The organism is Actinokineospora auranticolor (assembly GCF_041897805.1).
In the GTDB taxonomy this organism is placed as follows: domain Bacteria; phylum Actinomycetota; class Actinomycetes; order Mycobacteriales; family Pseudonocardiaceae; genus Actinokineospora; species Actinokineospora auranticolor.
In genome coordinates this window covers 774,089-795,237 of sequence record NZ_CP154825.1, presented here as the reverse complement: position 1 = coordinate 795,237, position 21,149 = coordinate 774,089, and the positions used below count along the sequence as shown (strand labels likewise).

The window sequence follows — 21,149 nt, the reverse complement described above, 5'->3', positions numbered from 1 at the left end:
ATCGCGCCTGGCGTGATCGACGTGGCGGACGCAAGAGCCGTACGTCTCGCGCCCTCCGTGCCCCTTGCCGCAGGCTGCCCCGACTACAAGTCGCGCCCCCGCCGCACTTTGATCGCAAGGAGAGCACCACCGTGTCCGAGGTACGTCTGGCCGCCGAACAGCGCACCGAGTTCGGCAAGGGCGCCGCCCGCCGCACCCGCCGTGCGGGCAAGATCCCTGCCGTGCTCTACGGACACGGTTCCGACCCGCAGCACCTGGCCCTGCCGGGCCTGGAGTTCGCCCGCGTGGTCCGCGAGCACGGCCACAACGCGGTGCTCACCCTCAACATCGGCTCGGACACCGAGCTCGCGCTGACCAAGACGGTCACCACGCACCCGCTGAAGAACTACATCGAGCACGTCGACCTGCTGCTGGTCAAGCGCGGCGAGAAGGTCACCGTCGACGTCCCGATCGTGATCAACGGCGACGCCTCCCCCGGCACCCTGATCACCCAGGACCTGACCACGCTGCAGATCGAGGTCGAGGCGCTGCACATCCCCGAGCAGGTCGAGCTGGACATCGCGGGCGCGCAGGCGGGCACCCAGTTCACCGCGGCCCAGGTCACCCTGCCGCGCGGCGCGTCGCTGGCGGGCGACCCCGAGGCGCTGGTGCTGGCGGTCAACACGGCCCCGACGGCGGAGCAGCTGGAGGGCGAGCTCGACACCGAGGGCGCCGGTGTGGTCGAGACCCCGAAGTCCGACGAGGGCTGACGAGCAGATTTCCACCCGGTGCCCCGGTCCCAGTTCGCTGGGCCGGGGCACCGGCGGTTAACCGGGAGTGCGCATGGTCGACGGCGACGCGCCGACGCTGGTGGTCGGGTTGGGCAACCCGGGCCCGAAGTACGAGGGCAACCGGCACAACATCGGCTTCCTGGTCCTCGACGAACTCGCCGCCCGGGTCGGCGGCCGGTTCAAGGCGCACAAGGCGGGCGCCGAGGTCCTGGAGGGCAGGCTGTCGGGCCACCGCGTGGTGCTGCTCAAGCCCCGGTCCTTCATGAACCTCTCCGGCGGCCCGGTGGTCGGCACGGCCAAGTTCTTCAAGGCGGGCCCGGACCGGGTGGTGGTCGTCCACGACGAACTGGACCTGCCCTTCGGCGCCCTCCGGCTCAAGCTGGGCGGCGGCGACAACGGGCACAACGGCCTGCGTTCGATCACCAAGTCGCTGGGCACCAAGGACTACTATCGGGTCCGCTTCGGCATCGACCGCCCCCCGGGCCGGATGGACCCGGCGGACTACGTCCTGCGGGACTTCGGCACGACCGAGCGCAAGGACCTGGCCTTCGAGATCGACCGGTGCGCGGACGCGGTGGCGACCCTGGTGGCCCAGGGCCTGGAAGCCGCCCAGAACTCGTTCCACGCGACCTGACGGGAGCCACCATGACCCTCACCCCGGAGTCAGTGCGCGCGGTGACCTTCGACAAAGCCCCCTTCGGCAGGCGCGGGTACCACGAGGACCAGGTGGACGAGTTCCTGGACAAGGTGGAGGCCGCCCTGTCCGGCAAGGCGCGGCTGACGGTGAAGGACGTCCGCCAGGTCGAGTTCGACGCGGCCCCCCTGGTCAAGCGCGGCTACAACGAGGACCAGGTGGACCACTTCCTGGACACGGTCGTGGCGGAGCTGGAGACCCGGTCGAAGGAGATGGACCCCCGAGAACCCACGAACTCGGAGATCCCCTACCTCCCCCTCCCGCCAGCGCCCCCCACCACCAGGGGCTACCACCCCAACGACGTTGAGCGCCTCGCGCACCTGCTAGACCGAGCCGCCTTCGAACACGGCGCCGGCCCCACCGCCGCCCAGATCAAGGGCATACGACTCGGTCTGGCGGCCTACCCTGGCCAGGGCTACCACCCGGACGCGGTGGACGCCGTCCAAGCCGCCTGGATCGAAGAACTGGAACGCCGCGAACGCTGATCTCCCGGCTCAAGAACCGCACTCGGCAGGCTGAACCAACCAGGACAAACCCGCCACCACCCCTTGGCCATCGACTCCGCAGCAAGCAGACCGATCCACAGCGGGAACGCGGAATCCGGCAGATCAGGTCAGGTCGAACACCCTCGCCGCGATGATCAAGTTCACGCCTCCGGCCCCCAATATCCATTCTACCGAGCGGGACCGACGATTTCCGGCGGTGATGATCAAGCCTGTGGACAACCCTCCGCAGGTTGGGGACGGCCCGCCGAGAGTCGGCAACAGCCGCCGCTGATCCACGAGCTTGGCTGGGTCACCGGCAGCGGGGTGGCAGCGCCGACCGGGAGTGATTCGCCTGCAAGGCGCTAGTGGCTCGCTGAGGAGGGCTGAACTCCGAACAGGCCCGACCACTTTCACCGCACCACCATCGCGCCGATCCCACGGCTCAAACCGCCGCTCGTTCCGGCCCACCGGCCCACCGGCCCACCGGCCCACCGGCCCACCGGCCCACCGGCCCACCGGCCCACCGGCCCACCGGCCCACGAATTTCACTCCGGCGTTCCTTTACTCCAGCCCACCCCTCAACCGCCGCAGAAGCCCAGCCCCCACCAGAACGCAACGCGCCCCTGCCATACGCCTTGATTGGGTGGACTTGCTTTGCGTGGGGGGACGGACCTGCCAAGCTTCCCGGCGGGTGGGGTGGGCTTGCCCATCCCCACCGCTCTTCCCCACCGCAGGTCCGTAGGGGCCCCGCGCAAAGCAAGTTCGCCCAATCGAGGCCGCCCATCTTTTCCGCGAACAGCCGGACAAACCCAACGCGCCCAGCCCACAGATCAGCAACGCCACCCAACCCGCTCACCCGCAGGCCAGCAACGCCACCCAACCCGCCAACCCCACAGGCCAGCAACGCTCCCGAATCACTCAGCCGAGCTGACCAGCGAAGCCACCTGTTCCCCCGCCGCAGCCCGCCGCAACTTCCCCGAAGGCGTCTTCGGCAACGACCCGGGCGCCAACACCACCACCGCCGACGGCCGCGCGTTCACCGACTCGAACACCCGCGCCCCCACTTCCTTTCGCAGCGCCTTCTCCGCGGCCTCATCCCCCGCCAACCGCGACTCCACCACCACCGCGAACCGCTCCCGCCGCGACCCCGCGTCGATCCGCACCGCCACGGCGTTCCCCGCCCGAACACCCTCCACCGCATTCGCGGCCCGCTCGATATCCGTCGGATAGATGTTCCGCCCACCAAGAATGATCACGTCCTTGCGCCGCCCGCAGATCACGATCTCACCCCCGACCAGGTACCCGATGTCCCCCGTGGCCAGCCACCCCTCCGCGTCCTGCGTGTCCACCGGCCCATCCACGGTCAGGTACCCCGGCGTCACCGCCTCGCCGCGCAGTTGGATCTCCCCGACTTCCCGCTCCCCCAACACATCCCCCGAATCCCCCACGATCCGAGCCTCGATCCCCCGCAACGGCTTCCCCAGCACCGCGAAAGCCCGCCCCTCCCCCGGCACCGCCCGGTTCTCCGCCTCCAGCTTCGAAGCGTCGATCCGGTCCAACCGAAGCCCCGTCATCAGCGGCACGAACGACACCGCCAACGTCACCTCGGCCATCCCGTAAGCCGGGAACACGCACTCCGGCCGCAGCCCGAACCGCACCCCTTGCTCCACAAAGGACCCAACCGCCTTCTCGTCGATCGGCTCCGCGCCGTTCAGCGCGAGCCGCAGCGAAGACAGGTCGTACGCATCCGAAGAGTCCACACCGGACAGACGCCGCCCCAGCAGCGCGTACGCGAAGTTCGGCGCCGCCGTGATCGTCCCCCGGTGCCGCGAGATCAGATCAGCCCACACCAACGGCCCGCCGAGGAACTCCACCGGCGTGACCTTCACCAGTTCCAACCCGACGGTCATCGGCACCGTCAGGAACCCGACCATCCCCATGTCGTGGAACAGCGGCAACCACGACACCATGATGTCCCGCTCGACGTCCAGCCCCGCCGACTCCACCATCGCCGTCAGGTTCGAGTACAGGTTCCCGTGCGTGATCCGGACCGCCTTCGGGTCCGCGGTGGACCCACTGGTCAGCTGCAGCAGCGCGGGCGCGTCCTCCGGAACCGATACCACCGACGCCAGCGGCTCACCCGCCCCCAGCTCCGCCAGCTTCAGGTACCCGATCCCGTGCTCGTCGAGCAGCGGCGCCAACTGGTCGAACGGCTCACCGAGCAGCACCAGCTCCGAGCCGATCATGTTCAGCACCCGCACCGTGTCGTGCGCCCACTCCGCGAGGTCGGTCCGCGCCGTCGGCTGGTGCAGCATCGTCACGCTGCCACCCGCCAACCACACCGCCTGGACCGCGGGGGCGATCGTCACGGGCTCCGCGGCCAGCACGGCCACCGCGCCCCGGGGCCGCAGCCCGCCCGCCACCAGCCCACCGGCCATGCGCAGCGCGCGCTCGTGCACCTGCCCCCAGGTGTGGCGGACCGGGGCCTTCGGTTCGCCGGTCGTGATCCCCTTGGCGTCGCCCAGCGAGCGGACGGTTTCCAGCAGCGTGTCGACGAACCTGCTCATGGCAGCAGATCCTAGATCAGGGGTTACTCCGCGGTATCGGCGATCTCGAGCCAGCGCAGCTCCAGCTCACCCTTCTCGGCGACGACCGCGCGCAGCTCGGCGTCGAGTTCGAGCAGCCGGGCCGCGTCGGTCGCGGCGGCGGCGAGGTCGTCGTGCAGCTGGGCTTCCTTCTTGTCCAGGGTGCCCATCCGGCGCTCGACGCGGGCCAGCTCCTTCTGCGCCGCGCGCCGGTCGGCCGCGCTCACCTTGGCCTCGGTCACCACCGGGGCCTTCACCGGCTTGGCGGGCGCCTCCGCGACCACGGCCGCGCGCCGCGTGAGGTACTCCTCGATGCCGCCCACCAGCTGGGTGACCTTGCCGTCGCCGAACAGCGCGACGACCCGGTCGCAGACCCGTTCCACCAGGTACCGGTCGTGGGAGACGACCACGATCGTGCCGGGCCAGGAGTCGAGCAGGTCCTCCAGCTGCTGGAGGGTATCGATGTCCAGGTCGTTGGTCGGCTCGTCGAGCAGCAGCACGTTCGGCTCGGCCATCAGCAACCGGGCCAGCTGGAGCCTGCGCCGCTCGCCGCCGGACAGGTCGCCGATCGGGGTCCACTGCCGGTTCGCCGGGAACCCGAAGCGCTCGGCCAGCTGCGAGGCCGACAGGTCCTGCTTGCCCAGGGTGACCCGCCGGGCGACTTCCTCGACGGCCTCCAGCACCCGCTGCTGGGCGGGCAGCTCGTGCAGCTCCTGGGTCAGGTGCGCCAGCCGGACCGTCTGGCCCTGCACGCGCTTGCCGGTCGCGGGCTGCGTGTCGCCCGCAAGCAGCTTGAGCACGGTCGTCTTGCCCGAGCCGTTCACCCCGACCAGGCCGACGCGGTCGCCCGGGCCGACCCGCCAGGTCTCGTGGTCGAGGATCGGCTTGTCGCCCGCGCTGATCGAGGTGTCCTCCAGCTCGATCACCGTGCGGCCCAGCCTGCGCTTGGCGAAGGCCAGCAGCTCGACGGTGTCGCGCGGGTCGGGCACGTCGGAGATCAGCGCCTCGGCGGCCTCGATCCGGTAGCGCGGCTTGGACGTGCGGGCGGGCGCGCCGCGGCGCAGCCAGGCCAGCTCCTTGCGGGCCAGGTTGCGGCGCTTCTCCTCCAGCGTGTCGGCCAGCCGGGAGCGCTCGGCGCGGGCGTAGATCCAGTCCGCGTAGCCGCCCTCGTACTGCTCGACCTGGCCGTTGACGACCTCCCACGTGCGGGTGCACACGGTGTCGAGGAACCAGCGGTCGTGCGTGACGACGACGAGCGCGGTGCCCCGGGTCAGCAGGTGGTCGGCCAGCCACTGCACGCCCTCGATGTCGAGGTGGTTGGTCGGCTCGTCGAGCACCACCAGGTCCAGCTCGCGCACCAGCGCGGCGGCCAGCGACACCCGGCGCCGCTCGCCGCCGGACATGGTGGCGACCGGGCTGTCCAGGCCGAGGTCGGTTATTCCCAAACCGATCAGCACGGCGCGGGCGCGCGGGTCGGCGGCCCACTGGTGCTCCTCGGTGATGCCCAGCGGGTCGAGGATGGCGGCCCTCGGGGTGTCGCCCGCCAGCTCGGTGCGCTGTGTGACAACCGCCATGCGCAGGTCACGATTGCGACTCACGCGGCCGTCGTCGGCCGGTTCGAGGCCCGCCAGGACCTCCAGCAGCGTGGTCTTGCCGCCGCCGTTGAGCCCGACCACGCCGATGCGGTCGCCCTGCCCGACACCGAGGGAGACCCCGTCGAGCAGCGGCCGCACGCCGAAGCTCTTGCTGACGCTCTCCAGGTTGACCAGATTGGCCATCTACCTGCACTTTCCCTCATGACGCGCGGCCGGATACCCGACAGCGTACCGAGCACGGCGACGGGCCCCGGTCACCGCGGTCGACGAAACTCAAGTGGACGGTCGCAAGATCACATTCCCAGTTTTACCGAATATCCACCGCGCTTGTCCGGCAACGCAAGGTGATCGTTTTCCGGCTGCGCGACGAGTTGGCCACAGAGCGTGTGATTCTTTTGACGTGGTAACAAAAATCGACTAATTACGACGTACAAGTTCGTCTGGAGGTCCAATGTCTTATGTGCGCCGGTCGGCGCGGTTCGCGGCTGCCATCGTGGCGGCGACCGTGTCGCTCACGGCTTGTTCGAGCGAGTCCGATGACACCGCTGCCGACGGAACCCGCGGGGTGGGGCTCGGGCGGCACATCGAGATCCGCGCGGGGGGCAGCCCCGTGCTGGCGACCCTGTGGCTCGACAGCGTGCAGGCGGTGAACTGCACCGAACCGGGCAGTCTGCCGCCCAACAACGGCCACTACCTGGCCGCGACGATCGTGCTGCAGACCAGCGAGGCGTACCAACCGGACTCCGGCTGGTGGATGAGCGCCGAGGACTTCACCACGGAGAACGGCGAGGGCAAGCAGACCGGCAAGGGGATCATCACCTCGTGCCTGCCCAAGCACCGCTACCTGCCGGACGACTTCTACCTCAACGACTCCGGCTACTACGGCATCGTCCTGATCGACTCGGCCAGTGAGCACGGCACCCTGACCTACAAGCCGCGCAACCTGCCGACAGACGTACCCGGCTGGCACTGGAAGTACTGAGGCACTTCCGCCCGCCACCCACCCCCACCCGGCACCGTTCCCGACCTGGCGAGCCCGGGTGGCGTGAGCCGCAGGCACGGACGTCTGAACCGCGACCGGCCTGCCCCCAGTCGTCCGGTCCAGCCCCGCTCAGGCGTGTGCCTCGGGCGGGGCCGGGCGGGGCGCCTCCTCGGTGCTGACCACCTTGGCGCCGGGCACCGGCCCGTGTGCCACCCGGACGGTCCGGCAGACACCGGCGCCGGAGAGTTCAGCCGCCACGCGCAGCGCGGATTCGGCGTCCTCGCACAGGAACGCGCAAGTGGGGCCGGAACCCGAAACGGTGCCCGCGAGGGCACCCGCGGTCACCCCGGCGCGCAACGTGCGGCGCAGGCCCGGTCGCAGCGACACCGCGGCGGCCTGCAAGTCATTGCCCAACAACAAAGCCAATTGGCGTGGGTCCCCCGTGGCCAGTGCCTCTAGTACGGGCTCCACCTCACCGATGCGCGGCGGGTCGCCGTCCTCGCGCAACCGGTCGAGTTCGCCGAACACCTTCGGGGTGGACAGTCCACGCCGGTCGAACGCGAGCACCCAGTGGAACGTGTGCCTGGCCAGCACCGGCACCAGCCGCTCACCCCGCCCGGTACCCAGCGCCGTGCCACCGTGCAGGGTGAAGGGGACGTCGCTGCCGATCCGCGCGGCGATCTTGGCCAGCTCGTCGCGGCCGATCTCCAGCTTCCACAGCGCGGCCAGCCCGACCAGGGTCGCCGCCGCGTCGGCGCTGCCGCCCGCCATGCCGCCCGCGACCGGGATGCCCTTGCGGATGACGATGCGCACCTTAGGCTCGTCGACGTCGCGGCCGACGTGCGCGGCCAACTCCTGCACGGCCCGCCAGGCGAGGTTGCTCGGCCCGGTCGGCACCGAATCGGCGCCTTCGCCGTGCACCTCGACCCCGGGCTCGTCGGTCACCGCGACGGTGACCTCGTCGGTGAGCGAGAGCGCCTGGAAGATGGTGGCCAGGTCGTGGTAGCCGTCCGGGCGCAGGTCACCGACCGCGAGGTGCAGGTTGACCTTGGACGGCACGCGGACGGTCACCGGGGGAGGCACGACAGCGAGCACCAACCCACCTTACTGTGACACGGCCTTGGGTCCGCCAAGGCGGCGAGAGCTGTGACACGGCCCCGGCTCCGCCGAGGCGGCGAGATCGCGCAGGTTGCTCAGGGTCGATCAAGCAGCCGCCGCGATGCCCTGGGAGCACGAACACGCGCGAGGGGCGCCCCCGGTGGGAGCGCCCCTCGTCGTTTTCGCCTGTTCGCGTTCCGGCGGACCGGCCTGGTCAGGCGGCGGCTGCGATGCCGTGGAGGCCGGAAACGCGCTGGCGGACCAGGCCGCCGCGCTCGGCGATCCAGCCCAGGGCGGCGTCGGCGTGGCCACCGGAGACGCCCAGCAGGAAGCGGGCCACCGGGGTCTCGCCGATGCGGGTCAGGCCGCCGCCGATCACCGAGATCGCCGCGCCGTAGCGGGCGGTGGCCTCGGGCAGCAGCGCGCCGACGGCGGCGAAGCCGACCAGCACCACCTCGGCGACGCGGTCGTGCCCGGCCGCGGCCTCCTCCGGCGCGTCGATGGCGGGCAGCAGCTCGCGGGCGACGCGGCTGGTCGGGTCCTGGACCAGGGCGAGCAGGTTGCCGCGCTCGGTGACCTTGCCGGACTCCAGCAGCGCGACGTCGTCGGCGATGCGGCGCACCACGCCCGCGTCGCTGGTGACCACCAGCACGGTCGCGCCCAGCTCGGCGCGGGCCCGGTCGAGCACGGTCAGCACGCCCGCGGCGGCGTCGGTGCCCAGCTCGTGGGTGGGGTCGTCGGCCAGCAGCAGGCCGGGGTCGCCGACCAGGGCGCGGGCGACCTCGACCCGGGCGCGCTGGCCGGGGGTCAGGGTGTCGGGGTAGCGGGCGGCCTTGTCGGTGAGGCCGATCAGGTCGAGCAGCTTGCCGACCTTCTCCCGCCGCTGCGGGCCGTCGACACCGGCCTGCTCCAGCGGGAGCGCGATGTTGCCCGCGGCGGTGCGCTGCGGGAGGAGTTCGCCCTTGGCAACCACGCCGATGCGGCGGCGCGCGGCGCGCAGCCTGCGCGGGTCGAGGGCGGCGGTGTTGAACCCGTCGACGCGGATGACACCGCTGTCGGGGCGCTCCTGGAGCGCGACGAGTCTGGCCAGTGTGGACTTCCCGGAACCGGAGGGGCCGACGACACCGGTGATCGTGCCGGTGGGCACTTCGAGGGTGACGTCGTCAAGCGCGACGACGGGGCCGGTGTTGCCCCAGAAGGACTTGCTCAGGTTCTCGACGGTGATCACGGTTCTGCTCCAAGCTGGCGCGGCGGCATGCCGAAGGATCGGCTCAAGTCCGGTCAGGACTGTCCGATGTGGTGGTGAAAGGGGTGTCGAAGACGTGGTGCTGCGCGAAAATCAGCTAGCTACGCCATGCGACGACATGCCGTCACGGTCCGCCTGCACTGGTCGATGACCCGCCGTGAGGTGAGGATCCGCATCACTTTCTCAACTCCTCCATCGCTCCTGGCGGTAGCACCTGCCCGCGATGGGTGGTTGCTGCGGCGTCAACGAGCCAGGTCTCTCAGCCGCTCAGGATGGATCGCTCACAGAGTAGACCCGACCGGGACCACCAAAAGCAAGTACGAGCGGTCAAGATGGGGTTTGACGTTCCGCACGTCACACGGAGGGAGTAGTGCTCGTGTGACGGGACTACGACAAGCGTGTGAACGCCTGGGCTATCCGGACGTAGTCCCGTACCGACAATTGCTCGCCCCTCAGACCGGGGTCCACCCCAGCCTCGACCAGTGCGCGCTCGGCTACCGCCGGTGACCCGGCCAGGCCAGCGAGCGCCGCGCGCAGGGTCTTGCGCCGCTGTGCGAAGGCGGAGTCCACGACCTTGAAGACCTCGGCCCGCGCCACCCCGGTGGGGACTTCGCGGCGCTTGAGGAGGACGAGCGCGGAGTCGACGTTGGGCACCGGCCAGAAAACCGAACGCGACACGGTGGCGACCCGGCGCGCCTCGGCGTACCAGGCGACCTTGACGCTGGGCACGCCGTAGACGCGGCTGCCGGGGCCCGCGGCCATCCGGTCGGCGACCTCGGCCTGGACCATGACCAGGACCGTGCGCAGGCTGGGCACCTCGGCCAGCAGGTGCAGCACGACGGGGACGGCGACGTTGTAGGGCAGGTTCGCCACCAGCGCGGTGGGCTCGCCGAGCTGCTCGCGGGCCACGCGCATGGCGTCGGCGTGGATGACGGTCAGGTTGCCCGCCAGCTCGGGCGCCCGATCCGCGGCGGTCTGCGGGAGGCGCTCGGCGAGGACCGGGTCGAGTTCGACGGCGACGACGCGCTCGCAGGCCGGGAGCAGGGCCAGGGTCAGGGAGCCGAGTCCGGGGCCGACCTCGAGGACGACGTCGTCCGGCGTGAGGTCCGCGGTGGCGACGATGCGGCGGACGGTGTTGGGATCGTGCACGAAGTTCTGGCCCAGTTTCTTCGTGGGGCGCACGTCGAGTTCGTCGGCGAGCCTGCGGATGTCCGCGGGGCCGAGGAGTGCTGCCGATCCGGTCACCTCCGAAAGGTTACGGGACCGGGGCGCCCGGCTAATCCGCGGCTCCTGGCGAAGCGAACCGAGAGCGCCCGCGATAAACCCTTCACGTTCACCGCGAATATCGTTTCCGCCTGAACGAAAAGACCGCCGGTGCCCGAGGTGGGCGACCGGCGGTCTTTTCGAACTCCTGGCGGGGTTTTCCCGATCAGGTGGGCAGGCCCAGCTTCCGCGCGCAGGCGGGCCAAGCGCTGTAGCCGCCCCGGTCGTCGCGGACCTTGGTGGCGATGGCGATCTGCTGCTCGCGGCTGGCCTGGTGCGGGAGCGCCGCGTACGCGGTGCCGCCGTAGGCGCGCCAGGTGCCCGCGTCGAACTGGAGGCCGCCGTAGTAGCCGTTGCCCGTGTTGATGGCCCAGTTGCCGGTGGCCTCGCACTGCGCGAGGCGGTCCCACGCCGAGCCGTCGGTGACCGGCGGGGTCTCGGGCTGCGGGGGCTTCTTGGTACCGACCTTGACGATCTTCGGCTTGGCCTCGGTCAGCGTCTTGGAGCCGATCTCCTCGCGCTTGGTGACCTTGCCGTTCTTCTCGGTGATCCGGTAGGTCACCATGCGCTCGCCCGCCGCGCCGGGCTCGACGACGGTCTCCTTGCCCTTGTCCGCCTCCGGGTCGTCCACCTTCTGGACCGGGATGGCGATGGGCTCGGACTGGTTGATCACGGTGACGCCGGTCCGGCTGATCTTGACCTCGGCACCCGAGGTGATCTTCAGGTCGGTCGCGGTGTTGAGCGCGTCCTGCGGGCCGAGGCTTAAGTTCTGCTCGCGCAGCAACTCGTCGACGGTCAGCGCGGTGGTGGTGATCTGGCGGGGCTCGTTGCCGCCGTCGTAGACCGTGACGGTCTTGGCGGTCTTGATCTCCACCGAGGTGCCGTTGAGCGGCATGGCGGAGTCGCCCGCCGCGGAGACCCAGGACCCGTTGGTGGGGGCGCCGACCTGGCGCAGCGCGTCGCCGACGGTGCCCGCGCGGACCCAGTGCTCCTGCTGCACGCCGTCCACGGTCAGCATGAGCTGCCTGCCGCGCTGGAGCACGATCCGGCCGTCGTCGCCGATCTCGGCGGCGGGCGACGGGCTCAACGAGTCGTGCTGGCCGACGGAGATGCCCTCTTCGGCGAGCACCTCGCCCACGGTGTCGGCGTAGGTGTTGACCTGGTGGGTCTGGCCGTCGACGTCGACGGTGACCGTGTTGTTCATCGCGATCGCGGCGCCACCGCCGCCGATCAGGGTCACCAGGACCGCGGCGATGGTGGCCTTGAGGAACGTCGCCTTCCACCGCTTGACGGCGGCGACGAGGCCCGGCGCGGGGGCGTCCGGCTCGGCCGTGCCGACCTTCAGCGGCTGCGGCTCGGCGGACAGCTCGTCCGGGATGACGGGCAGGACGGTGGTCTCGGCGTTGATGAGCCGGATCAGCTCGTCGACGTCCACACCCGCGGTCGCCATGATCTCGTCGGCCTGCGGGCCGAGGGCGAACCGGACGTCGTGGTCGGTGATGTTGAGCGACGAGGAGTAGCCGGTGTCGGCGTCGACGTCGGGGAAGCTCGGGTTGCTCGGGAAACTGCCGAAGGCCGGGAGTTCCGCCTGCCACGCCTTGAAGTCGTCGTCCAGCGTGGTGGTGGCGACGTTGCGGACCGGGGTGAACCAGTCGGTATCCGCGAAGCCGTCGTGCCCGGGGCGGTCGAAACCGCCGGTCTGTTTACCGCTCACAGGGTCGATTCCTCCATGAAGGCGCAGAGACCCACCGGTCGCGTCGCAGCGGGCATCGGCTCGGCCTCAGCCGCCAGTGCCCACTCCCTCGCGCGCGCCCGGTCGTCCAGCGCTTTCGTGTGTGTCCGACGACCCGTAGCCAGCCACCCCGACGTGTACCGACTTGCTCCGGGCCGACTCGGGGCTGGTGCCCCTAGTCGTACGGTCACGGGACAGTAACGAGCCCGAGGGGGTTGCGCAAACACATCCTGCGATCTCGTGAGTCCTGTCACACCGCTGGCGGTGTCGACCCATCCCCCGATCATCGCAATCACTCACCGCTCGCAAGGTCAGATGTCACGGAGCGCAGTCGGAACACGCGGTCCGCGGTGGCGGACACCGCACCCGCCAGCTCCGCGACGTCGTCACCGCGCAGCGCCGCGAGGTCGCGCAGCGTGTACGCGGCGCAGTACGGCTCGTTGGGCCGACCGCGGAACGGGTGCGGGGTGAGGAACGGCGCGTCGGTCTCCACCAGCAGCTGCTCGACGGGCGTGTACGCCGCCGCCTCGCGCAGCGCGGCCGCGTTCCGGAAAGTCACCGGGCCGGCGAAGGACAGCACGAATCCGCGTTCCACGCACGCTTTCGCGAACTCGAGATCGCCGGAGAAGCAGTGGAAGACGACCTGTTCCGGCGCGCCTTCCTCGGTGAGGATGCGCAGCACGTCCGCGTGCGCGTCCCGGTCGTGGATCATCAGCGGCTTGCCGACCCGCTTGGCGAGGTCGATGTGCCAGCGGAACGCCGCGTGCTGCGCCTCGGGCGGCGAGTAGTCCCAGTAGTAGTCGAGCCCGGTCTCGCCGACCGCGACGACCCGGGGCGCCCGCGCCAGCTCCTCCAGCGCGGACTTCTCAGCCTCGCCGAAGGTCGAGGTGCGGGTCGGGTGGACCGCGACGGCGGCGAACACCCGGTCGTCCCAAGTGGACGCTTCGGCCGCCCACCGAGCGGAGGCGAGGTCGTCGGCGACCGTGATCACCCGGTCCACACCGGCCGCCGCCGCGCGATCGAGCATTGTGGACACCTCGGCGGAATCCTTGGCACCGCAGGCGTCCAGGTGCGTGTGCGCGTCGACCACCGGCGCCGGGAGTGGCTCCGGCACCGGCGGTCGCTCGCCTCTGCGGGGTGTCACTTGGTGATCGGCGCCCACTCCGGACCGGTCTCGCCGAGCTCCGGGTCGAGCTTGGCGAACAGCGGCTCCGGCTTGTCCAGCGGCCTGCCGACCTCGATCTCGGTCGACTCCCAGCGCGCGGCCTCACCCGCGTAGTCACCGGTCAGGATCGGGTAGCTGATCTCCGGGTGGTCGAGGTCGTCGACCTCCTTGAGCTCCGGCTGCGCCGCCCACACGCCCTTGCCGCCGAGCAGCTCGTGCACCTTCTGCGCCGAGTGCGGCAGGAACGGGGTGAGCAGGGTGTTCGCGTCCGAGACCACCTGCAGCGCGGTGTGCAGGATGGTGTCGCGGCGCTCCGGGTCGTCCTTGCGCTTCCAGGGCTCCTCGTCGGAGAGGTACTTGTTCGCCGCGCCGACCAGCCGCATCGCCTCGGACGCGGCTGCCTTGAAGCGGGACCGGCGCAGGTTGGCGCCGATGGTGTCGAACGCGGCCCTGGACTGGGCCTTGAGCTGCTCGTCGGCGGCGGTCGGCGCGGTCGGCCGGGGCACGGCGCCGACGTTCTTGTGCGCCATCGAGATGGACCGGTTGACCAGGTTGCCCCACTCGTTGGCCAGCTCGAAGTTGGTGCGGCGGACGAACTCGTCCCAGGTGAAGTCGGTGTCCTGGTTCTCCGGGCCCGCGATGGAGATGAAGTACCGCAGCGGGTCCGGCCCGAACTGCTTGAGGAAGTCCCGGACGTAGATGACCGTGCCGCGCGAGGTGGAGAACTTCGACCCGCTCATGGTCAGGAACTCGCTGGAGACGATCTCCGTGGGCAGCGCCAGGTCGCCGAGCGAGCCGGTGGTGCCGCCCTTGTCGCCGCGGCCGTTCTGGCCGAGCAGCATGGCGGGCCAGATCAGCGAGTGGAAGACGATGTTGTCCTTGCCCATGAAGTAGTAGCCCTGGGCCGGGTCGGTCCAGAACTCCTTCCAGGCGTCCTTGTCACCGGTCCGGCGGGCCCACTCGACGCTGGCGGACAGGTAGCCGACGACCGCGTCGAACCACACGTAGAACCGCTTCATCGGCAGGTCGCGCCAGCCGTCGAGGGGGACGGGCACGCCCCACTCGAGGTCGCGGGTGATGGCCCGGGGGCGCAGGTCGGAGACCAGGTTCGTGGCGAACTTGAGCACGTTCGGCCGCCACTCGGTGCGCGTGGACAGCCAGCTGCCCAGGCTCTCGGAGACCGCGGGCAGGTCGAGGAACAGGTGCTCGGTCTCGACGAACTTCGGCGTCTCGCCGTTGATCCGCGAGCGCGGGTTCTTCAGGTCGATCGGGTCGAGCTGGTTGCCGCAGTTGTCGCACTGGTCGCCGCGCGCGCCGTCGTAACCGCAGATGGGGCAGGTGCCCTCGATGTAGCGGTCGGGCAGCGTGCGGCCGGTGGAGGGGCTGATGGCGCCCATCTGCGTCTTGGACTGCACGTAGCCGTTGCGGTGCAGGGCGAGGAACAGCTCCTGCACCACCTGGTAGTGGTTGCCGGTGGTGGTGCGGGTGAACAGGTCGTAGGACAGCCCGAGCCCGTGCAGGTCCTCGACGATGACCCGGTTGTACTTGTCGACGAGCTGGCGGGCGGTCAGGCCCTCCTGGTCGGCCTGCACCTGGATGGGCGTGCCGTGCTCGTCGGTGCCGCTGACCATGAGCACCTTGTGCCCGGACATGCGCATGTAGCGGGAGAAGACGTCCGAGGGGACACCGAATCCGGAGACGTGACCGATATGGCGGGGGCCGTTGGCGTAGGGCCAGGCCACCGAGGTCAGCACGGGGGCGCTCATAGCGGCCAAGCGTACGGAGGCCCGTGGACCGGGAACCACCGGGTTGCGCCCGACCCGCCCGCGGTCCGGGCGCGCTCGCTCGATCAGGTGAGGCCCCGCGGTCGGCGGGGCCGGTCCGGCGCGGCTCCGGCGGCGGAGCGCCACCTAATCTAAAACCGTCCAGGCGGTGCTGCGGTGTGGAGGTCCGATGTCGGCCACGCGGATGTTGGTGCTCGGCGTGGTCTTCTGGGCCGGGAAGGCGCACGGGTACCAGCTGCGGGCGGAGCTGCTGAGCTGGCGGGCGGACAGCTGGGCGCGGGTCAAGCCCGGTTCGCTCTACCACGCCCTGCGCAAGGCCGTGGACGACGGGATGATGGTCGACTCCGTCGAGCCGGGGGACGGCGGGCCGGAGCGGACCGTCTACGCGGTGACCCCCGCGGGCCGGGTCGAGCTGGAGCGGCTGGTCCGCGCCGGGCTGAGCGTGCCCGGGGACCCGACGATGCTCAACGCGGCGGTGGCGATGTTGCCGGTGCTGCGGCGCGAGGTCGCGGTGGAGATGCTGCGGCAGCGGGTGGCGCGGTTGCGGATCCAGCTCGCCGAGTTGGAGTCGTGGCGGTCGGGCGGCGCGGGGGTCAAGCCGGAGCACGTCAACGAGCAGGCCGGGCTGTGGATCGGGCAGACGGTGGCCGACCTGGAGTGGGCCGAGGGGCTGATCGAGCGCATCGACGGGGGCGCCTACACGTTCGCCGTCGGCGACGAGCCGCCAGCTATTCAAATTTGACTAGTAAACGCCGGGCGGGCCATCCTGCGTACGGCACTAGTCAAGTTTGAATAGAGGTGACCCATGATCGAGGCACGCGGTCTCGCCCGGACGTTCCGGACGCGGGGCCGGACCACCGACGCCGTCCGGGGGGTGGACCTGGACGTCGCGGCCGGGGAGCTGGTCGGCTTCCTCGGCCCCAACGGCGCGGGCAAGACCACCACCCTGCGGATGCTCACGACCCTGCTCCGCCCCACCGCGGGCACCGCCACGGTGGCGGGGCGCGACCTGGCGGGCGACCCGCTCGGCGTCCGCCGCCGCATCGGGTACGTCGGGCAGACCGGCGGCACGCGGCCCGAGGCCCGGGTGCACGAGGAACTGGAGGCCATCGGCAGGCTCTACGGCCGCACCAAGTCCGACGCCCGAGCCCGCACCGTCGCCCTGGCCGACCGGCTCGACCTGACCGACCTGCTGCGCCGCCCGGTCAAGGCGCTCTCCGGCGGACAGCGGCGCAGGCTCGACATCGCCATGGGCCTGGTCCACGACCCGCGCCTGGTGTTCCTCGACGAGCCCACCGCCGCGCTCGACCCGCGCAGTCGCGCCAACGTGTGGCAGCACATCCGCGCGCTGCGCGAGCAGCACGGCACCACCGTCTTCCTCACAACCCACTACCTCGACGAGGCGGACGCCCTGTGCGACCGGGTGCTGGTGATCGACAACGGCACCATCGTGGCCACCGGCGCCCCCGCCGAGTTGAAGGCGCGCGTCGCCGGTGACCTGGTCGCCGTCGGGGTCGAGCACCGCGACCTGCCCAGGGTCGCGGAGATCGCGGCGCGCATCCCCCGGTCCAGCGAGGTGGCCACGGTCGAGCGGGGCGTGCAGTTCCGCGTGCCGCGCGGCGATCTGGCGATGCCCGAGCTGTTGCGCGCGCTCGATGTCGCCGACATCGCCACGACCTCGCTGCGGGTGCACCAGCCGACCCTCGACGACGTCTTCCTCACCCTGACCGGCCGCACGATCCGCGACGCCGAGCTGAGCACCGAGCAGGAGGCCCCCGTTGGCGCGTGAGACGTGGCTCGTGTTCTCCCGAGCCCTGATGCTGTCGCTGCGCAATCCCGCGTGGATGATCATCGGCCTGATGCAGCCGGTGCTGTACCTCTTCTTCTTCGGCCCGCTGCTGGAGCAGATGACCGAACACACACCCGGCTTCCCACCGGGCACGTCGTGGCAGATCCTCACTCCGGCGTTGATCGCGCAGTTGGCGCTCTTCGGCGCGGCCTTCGTCGGTTTCGGTCTCTTGGCCGAATTGCGGCTGGGTGTGATCGAGCGCCTTCAGGTCACACCGGTGAGCCGTACGGCTTTGCTGTTGGGACGCGTGCTGCGGGACGCGGTGCACCTGTTGACGCAGTCGGTGCTGATCCTCATCCTCGCGTTCACGGTGTTCGACCTAAGAGCGTCATTCGGCGCGGTAGTGCTGACCCTGACCATGGTGTTCCTCTTGGGAATCGCGCTCGCGTCCTGCTCTTACGCGCTCGCGCTGACCTTGCGCAGCGAGGAGGCGTTCCCCGCGGTGCTCAACACCGTGCTGCTGCCGATCATGCTGCTGTCCGGGATCATGATCCCGATCACCCGGGGCCTGGCCCCGGACTGGCTGTACGCGATCTCGCGCTGGAACCCGTTCACGCACGTCATCGACGCCGAGCGGGCGTCCTTCCGGAGCGAGTTCACCACCGACGCGCTGCTGACCGGCTGGCTCGTGCTGCTCGTGCTGGCCGGGCTCGGGGTGCTGTGGGGCGTCAGGACGTTCCGCCGGGAGAGCGCGTGAGGCGCGAGTGCATGAGGAAGACGTTGTAGGGACCCCACTGCGACATCGTGTAGTGGATGTCCGGGCCGTCGGCGGACGCGGGGTGCAGGAATCCGCCGTAGAGCGCCGGGTAGTCCTTACCGCTCACGAGTACCACTGGCTCCGACCACGGGCCGGTGAGGTGTTCGGCGGTGCGTAGGACAAGAGCGGCCAGGGTTTCGTTGAGGTGCACGGCAAGCCACCGTCCGAAATAGACGGAATAGAGCACCGACAGCTCACCGATCGGACCGCGCATGACCGGTACGGCACGGAACTCGTCACGGGGGTACCAGGTGGCGCCGGTCCAGTACTCGTAGGCGCGGCGGTTGAGCACGTCGGTCGGGGCGACGCGGGCAAGGCACGCGTCGCCCCATCGGCCGTTGGGAACGCCCAAGAGGTACAGGTAGTCACCTTCACGCGCGAAAGCGCCCAACTGGAACGGGTTGTCGTGCCTGCGTCGGTTGACCCACCGCGCGTCGGCGGGTTTGTCCCAGGTATAGCCGCCGTCATGGGACACCGCGATGCCGCCGTAGTTGGTCCACCAGCCGACGGGCCCCTCCCAGCCCCGCACGGACATGTACTGGAGGTAGTGCTTACCGTCGATTGATACGCCGGAACACGGAATGACGGTCTCTTCGCGACGGCTGGACCCTCGGTCGAGGATCTGGCGGGCGTGCCCGTCCGGACGGGTCACCACCGAGGACAACCGCAGGCCGGTGGCGAGATCGCGGTCGTCGGCGAAGGCGAGGAAGTTGTACCGCCAGTCGGCCTCGCGCGGCCCGGCGCCGTTGCCGCACCAGCCCTCGCCGTAGGTGTCGCCGAAGGCGACGAGCGTCCGGCCCCGGTCGTCGTCCCACATGATCCCGAGGTCGGTGCCGTGCACGCCGTAGCGGCGGTCGGTCTCGTTGATCGACTCGCGGCCGGTGACCTTGGCGACCAGCCGGGTGTCCACGACCTCGATCACGACCGGTCCCTCCTAGGCGCGGCTCACCGCGGCGTCGTAGAGGGTCTTCTTGCTGACCCCGGCCGCCGCCGCGACCTCGGCGGCGGCCTCCTTGAGCCGGGTGCCCTCGGCGGTCAGCGCCCGCACGCGCTCGACGAGGGTGTCGAGGTCCGCCGTGCGCGGCTCCGCCCCCGCCAGCACGACCGTGATCTCCCCGCGCACGCCGTCCTTCGCCCACTCGGCCAGTTCGGCGAGGGTCCCCCGCTTGACCTCCTCGTGGGTCTTGGTCAGCTCCCGGCACACGGCGGCCCGGCGCTCGCCGCCCAGGACCTCGACCGCGTCGGCCAGGCAGTCCTCGATCCGGTGGGGCGCCTCGAAGAGGACGGCGGTGCGCGGTTCGTCGGCCAGCTGCGCCAGCCACTTCCGCCGCTCCCCCTGCTTGCGCGGCGCGAAGCCCTCGAAGCAGAACCGGTCGCACGGCAGCCCGGACAGCGCGAGGGCCGTCGTGACCGCGGACGGGCCGGGCAGGCAGGTGACCGCCAGGTCCTCGGCGACGCAGGCCGCGACCAGCCGGTAGCCGGGGTCGGACACGCTCGGCATGCCCGCGTCGGTGATCAGCAGGACCGTCTGCCCGCTCCTGACCGCCTCGACCAGCGACGGCGCCCGGGTGTTCTCGACGGCGTCGTAGAAGCTGACGACCCGACCGCTCGGCGCGACCCCCAGCGCGGACGCGAGGTTGCGCGCCCGCCGGGTGTCCTCGGCCGCGATGACGTCCGCGCTCCCGAGCGCCTCGACCAGTCGTGCCGAGGCGTCACCGATCTCCCCCAGCGGCGTGGCCGCGAGGATCAGCAGACCGCTCACCGGGTCACCGCCGCGGCAATCGGGGAAGTGCGCCAGTCTTCGAAGAAGTAGGACACCGGGAGCCTGCGGTCGCGGAGGCGCCGCACAACCTTGCCGGACGCCCGCCCCCGAACGCGGTCGGCGTTCGCCGAGACGATCTCGCCCTTGCTGAAGCGCAGGGTCTCGGCCGCGAACCACCTGCGCTCGGCGGTCTCGAAGTCCGCCCAGGTCAAGATGACCAAGCTCCCGGGGCGGTACCACCGCACCCCGTCCTCCCCGAGCACCAACCGGTACTCCCGCATGGTGCCGAACCCGACGTAGCCCCACACCACCACGGGCACGAGCACGGCGGGCACGGTGATCGACGCGTCCACGGTCTTCGCCCAACCGCTGATCAACAGCCGGGTGATCAGGAACAAGGCGCCGGTGCCCAGCGCGCCGACGAGGGTGTACGCCACCACAACGGATCGCCGCACCCGGTACTCCCCAGCCATCTCCACCACCCCGCAAGCGTACCCAGCACGGCCCGGCCGGAACGCGGCAACAAGTCCGTGATCAGCAGAGCGCGGCGATCAGGTCCGCCGAGTCGCGCGGGGACAGGGCCAGGTCCTCGATCCGCCGCCAGGCCCGCCGGTGTTCGGCCACCTCGGACTCGTCGTCGAGGAACAGGCTGCGCGAGCGGTGTTCGGTGTGCACGACCCGCCGCCCCTGCGGCAGGTCCATCACCAGGAACGGCCCCTCCAGCCCCGGGTGCGCGCCCCGGGTCTCCGGCACGACCTGGAGCACCACGTGCGGCCTGCGCACCACCTCCAGCAGGTGCCGCAGCTGCGCGGACAGCACCGCGTGGCCGCCCACCGGCAGCCGCAGGGCGGGCTCACCGATGATCGCGTGCAGCGACGGCGGGCTCTCCCGGCTCAGGATCCCCTGGCGGGCGAGCCGGGCCGCGACCTTGACGTCCAGCTCCGGTTCGCCGGGCGTGATCGACGAGGTGTCCCGGATGGCCGCGCGGGCGTAGTCGGCGGTCTGGAGCAGCCCGGGAACCAACGCTCCATGGTGGACACGCAGGGCCACCGCGCGTGACTCCCAGTCGATCAGGGTCTGCCACTGCTCGGGGAGCCCGCGTCCGTGGACCTGGACCCACCCGGGCTCGGCCGCCTGGCGCACCAGGTCGAGGATCTCCGCGGCTCGCGGCTCGGGGACCCGGTACAGGCCGAGCATCGCCTGGACGTCGCGCATCCGCAGGCCGCTGGAGCCCGTCTCCACCCGGCTGACCTTCGCCTGCGACAGGCCGAGCCGGGCGCCGACCTCGCCGGTGGTCATGCCCGCCTGCTTGCGGAGTCTGCGCAGTTCGCCCGCTACCTGCCGTGACCTGATGGTGGGTCGTCCAGGAGGCACCGCGAACC

At 70.9% G+C, this 21,149-nt stretch carries 19 protein-coding genes and 1 riboswitch; of the genes, 7 read left to right on the top strand and 12 right to left on the bottom strand.

Translation table 11 applies throughout. The features are described from left to right. Positions 1-131 precede the first annotated feature (131 nt). The 3 genes from V5P93_RS03925 to V5P93_RS03915 all read left to right on the top strand — a co-directional run bounded on the left by V5P93_RS03925 (position 132) and on the right by V5P93_RS03915 (position 1,949). Positions 132-749 (top strand): 50S ribosomal protein L25/general stress protein Ctc, encoded by a 618-nt coding sequence (locus V5P93_RS03925; RefSeq protein ID WP_104477223.1) that lies wholly within the window; start codon positions 132-134, stop codon positions 747-749. Between the two features lie 73 nt (positions 750-822). After that, positions 823-1,404, top strand: coding sequence for an aminoacyl-tRNA hydrolase (pth, locus tag V5P93_RS03920; protein WP_104477225.1), 582 nt, complete (start codon positions 823-825; stop codon positions 1,402-1,404). Between the two features lie 11 nt (positions 1,405-1,415). Beyond that, positions 1,416-1,949: a DivIVA domain-containing protein gene (locus tag V5P93_RS03915; RefSeq protein ID WP_104477227.1), complete on the top strand. Its 534-nt coding sequence runs from the start codon at positions 1,416-1,418 to the stop codon at positions 1,947-1,949. A 914-nt stretch (positions 1,950-2,863) separates the two neighbouring features. Here V5P93_RS03915 and V5P93_RS03910 read toward each other — a convergent pair. Further along, positions 2,864-4,516, bottom strand: coding sequence for a fatty acyl-AMP ligase (locus V5P93_RS03910; protein ID WP_104477229.1), 1,653 nt, complete (start codon positions 4,514-4,516; stop codon positions 2,864-2,866). A gap of 23 nt (positions 4,517-4,539) precedes the next feature. After that, positions 4,540-6,312, bottom strand: coding sequence for an ABC-F family ATP-binding cassette domain-containing protein (locus V5P93_RS03905; RefSeq protein WP_104477231.1), 1,773 nt, complete (start codon positions 6,310-6,312; stop codon positions 4,540-4,542). 268 nt (positions 6,313-6,580) lie between these two features. Here V5P93_RS03905 and V5P93_RS03900 point away from each other — a divergent pair, with 268 nt between their 5' ends. Then, positions 6,581-7,111 (top strand): hypothetical protein, encoded by a 531-nt coding sequence (locus tag V5P93_RS03900; RefSeq protein WP_146107928.1) that lies wholly within the window; start codon positions 6,581-6,583, stop codon positions 7,109-7,111. 129 nt (positions 7,112-7,240) lie between these two features. On the opposite strand, the gene V5P93_RS03895 is transcribed toward V5P93_RS03900, so the two are convergent. The 6 genes from V5P93_RS03895 to metG form a co-directional block, all read right to left on the bottom strand. Beyond that, positions 7,241-8,206 carry a 4-(cytidine 5'-diphospho)-2-C-methyl-D-erythritol kinase gene (locus V5P93_RS03895; protein ID WP_104477235.1) on the bottom strand — a complete coding sequence of 322 codons (966 nt, stop codon included), beginning with the start codon at positions 8,204-8,206 and terminating at the stop codon, positions 7,241-7,243. A gap of 217 nt (positions 8,207-8,423) precedes the next feature. Continuing rightward, complete coding sequence (locus V5P93_RS03890; RefSeq protein WP_104477237.1) at positions 8,424-9,437, bottom strand: methionine ABC transporter ATP-binding protein; 1,014 nt, start codon at positions 9,435-9,437, stop codon at positions 8,424-8,426. A gap of 207 nt (positions 9,438-9,644) precedes the next feature. After that, a riboswitch (SAM riboswitch) is annotated at positions 9,645-9,734 on the bottom strand. Between the two features lie 108 nt (positions 9,735-9,842). Further along, positions 9,843-10,700 (bottom strand): 16S rRNA (adenine(1518)-N(6)/adenine(1519)-N(6))-dimethyltransferase RsmA, encoded by an 858-nt coding sequence (gene rsmA / locus V5P93_RS03885; protein WP_104477239.1) that lies wholly within the window; start codon positions 10,698-10,700, stop codon positions 9,843-9,845. 184 nt (positions 10,701-10,884) lie between these two features. After that, complete coding sequence (locus V5P93_RS03880) at positions 10,885-12,432, bottom strand: resuscitation-promoting factor (protein WP_104477241.1); 1,548 nt, start codon at positions 12,430-12,432, stop codon at positions 10,885-10,887. Positions 12,433-12,742: 310 nt separating this feature from the next. Continuing rightward, positions 12,743-13,594, bottom strand: a complete 852-nt coding sequence (locus tag V5P93_RS03875; protein ID WP_104477243.1) for a TatD family hydrolase — start codon at positions 13,592-13,594, stop codon at positions 12,743-12,745. Beyond that, positions 13,591-15,381, bottom strand: a complete 1,791-nt coding sequence (gene metG / locus V5P93_RS03870) for a methionine--tRNA ligase (RefSeq protein ID WP_104477245.1) — start codon at positions 15,379-15,381, stop codon at positions 13,591-13,593. The genes V5P93_RS03875 and metG overlap by 4 nt, the downstream gene beginning before the upstream one ends. 187 nt (positions 15,382-15,568) lie before the next feature. Between metG and V5P93_RS03865 the strand changes: the two genes are divergently transcribed. From V5P93_RS03865 to V5P93_RS03855, 3 genes are all read left to right on the top strand, one after another. Then, complete coding sequence (locus V5P93_RS03865) at positions 15,569-16,141, top strand: PadR family transcriptional regulator (protein ID WP_104477247.1); 573 nt, start codon at positions 15,569-15,571, stop codon at positions 16,139-16,141. Positions 16,142-16,204: 63 nt separating this feature from the next. After that, entirely contained in the window at positions 16,205-17,188 is a 984-nt protein-coding gene (locus V5P93_RS03860; protein WP_104477249.1) for an ATP-binding cassette domain-containing protein, read from the top strand. Then, the gene (locus V5P93_RS03855; RefSeq protein ID WP_104477251.1) at positions 17,178-17,945 is read left to right on the top strand and encodes an ABC transporter permease; all 768 of its coding nucleotides are present in this window, start codon (positions 17,178-17,180) and stop codon (positions 17,943-17,945) included. The genes V5P93_RS03860 and V5P93_RS03855 overlap by 11 nt, the downstream gene beginning before the upstream one ends. On the opposite strand, the gene V5P93_RS03850 is transcribed toward V5P93_RS03855, so the two are convergent. Genes V5P93_RS03850 through V5P93_RS03835 form a run of 4 tightly spaced genes read right to left on the bottom strand, consistent with a single transcriptional unit; the run spans position 17,917 to position 21,141 of the window. Continuing rightward, entirely contained in the window at positions 17,917-18,927 is a 1,011-nt protein-coding gene (locus tag V5P93_RS03850) for a DUF4185 domain-containing protein (RefSeq protein ID WP_104477253.1), read from the bottom strand. The genes V5P93_RS03855 and V5P93_RS03850 overlap by 29 nt on opposite strands. 12 nt (positions 18,928-18,939) lie before the next feature. Then, complete coding sequence (gene rsmI / locus V5P93_RS03845) at positions 18,940-19,767, bottom strand: 16S rRNA (cytidine(1402)-2'-O)-methyltransferase (protein WP_104477255.1); 828 nt, start codon at positions 19,765-19,767, stop codon at positions 18,940-18,942. Next, a complete protein-coding gene (locus V5P93_RS03840) occupies positions 19,764-20,249 on the bottom strand; it encodes a hypothetical protein (protein ID WP_146107929.1) in 486 nt (161 codons plus the stop codon). The genes rsmI and V5P93_RS03840 overlap by 4 nt, the downstream gene beginning before the upstream one ends. A gap of 52 nt (positions 20,250-20,301) precedes the next feature. After that, positions 20,302-21,141, bottom strand: coding sequence for a helix-turn-helix transcriptional regulator (locus V5P93_RS03835; RefSeq protein WP_146107930.1), 840 nt, complete (start codon positions 21,139-21,141; stop codon positions 20,302-20,304). Between the last annotated feature and the right edge of the window lie 8 nt (positions 21,142-21,149).